Source organism: Microbacterium sp. LMI1-1-1.1, assembly GCF_040815675.1.
Taxonomy (GTDB): domain Bacteria; phylum Actinomycetota; class Actinomycetes; order Actinomycetales; family Microbacteriaceae; genus Microbacterium.
In genome coordinates this window covers 1-765 of sequence record NZ_JBFPNN010000014.1, presented here as the reverse complement: position 1 = coordinate 765, position 765 = coordinate 1, and the positions used below count along the sequence as shown (strand labels likewise).

Below are 765 nucleotides of genomic sequence, written 5' to 3'. Positions count from 1 at the left end.
GGCGGCGGTGCCCGTGCCCTGGGTGCGATCCGCGATGCGATCAACGCCACCGACCTGACCCAGGGTGTGAAGGTCGAAGTCGGCGAGACCCAGGCCGCGGCCGATGTGACGATCGTGGTCGAGTACGGCGCCCCGATCCAGGACGTCGCCGACGAGGTCCGCAACCGCGTCGCCGGCGCCATCCACCGCCTGGTCGGCCTCGAGGTCGTCGAGGTCAACGTCGATGTCAACGACGTCCACATCCCGGGCGACGACGACAACGACGACGACGACAAGCGCGTCCAGTGAGCCCGGCCCTGACCGGCGCGCTGGCCGGCCTCGTCCTGGCCGTCTCCGCGTTGATCTTCGGCTTCTGGGGCTTCATCCTGGTCGCTCTGTTCATCGCCATCGGCGCCGTGGTGGGCCGTGTGGTGTCGGGCCAGATCGACATCCGCAACGTCGTCAACGCCTTCACCGGGCGGAGCACGTCATGACCACCGCACTCACCGGGGCAGCGACTCCCGCTGCCCCGGCGGGTCCCGGGTCCGCCGGGCCCGCCACCGCGAACGGCCGCATCGACGTCGCCGACCGCGTCTACCGCAAAGCCGCCGAACAAGCCGCCGCCGACGCCATCGGCATCGACCGCACCGACGTGAAGATCGACATCACCGGATCCCGCGACACCGTCATCGTCCGCGTGTCCGCCCCATTTCCCATCCCCCGGCTGGACGACACCCCCGCGGTGAACACCACCGTCCCGGTGCTCGAGGCCGCCCGCGGCATCCA

The 765-nt window shown here is 70.7% G+C and carries 3 protein-coding genes; all 3 read left to right on the top strand.

Annotation, left to right across the window (positions count from 1 at the left end):
* Window positions 1–288 (top strand): Asp23/Gls24 family envelope stress response protein (locus MRBLMI1_RS16040; RefSeq protein ID WP_367734518.1); only part of this gene is annotated, 288 nt, incomplete at its 5' end.
* A complete protein-coding gene (locus tag MRBLMI1_RS16035) occupies window positions 285–473 on the top strand; it encodes a DUF2273 domain-containing protein (RefSeq protein WP_367734517.1) in 189 nt (62 codons plus the stop codon). The genes MRBLMI1_RS16040 and MRBLMI1_RS16035, both read left to right, overlap by 4 nt.
* The coding region (locus tag MRBLMI1_RS16030; RefSeq protein WP_367734516.1) for an NTP pyrophosphohydrolase at window positions 470–765 on the top strand (296 nt) is incomplete at its 3' end. The genes MRBLMI1_RS16035 and MRBLMI1_RS16030, both read left to right, overlap by 4 nt.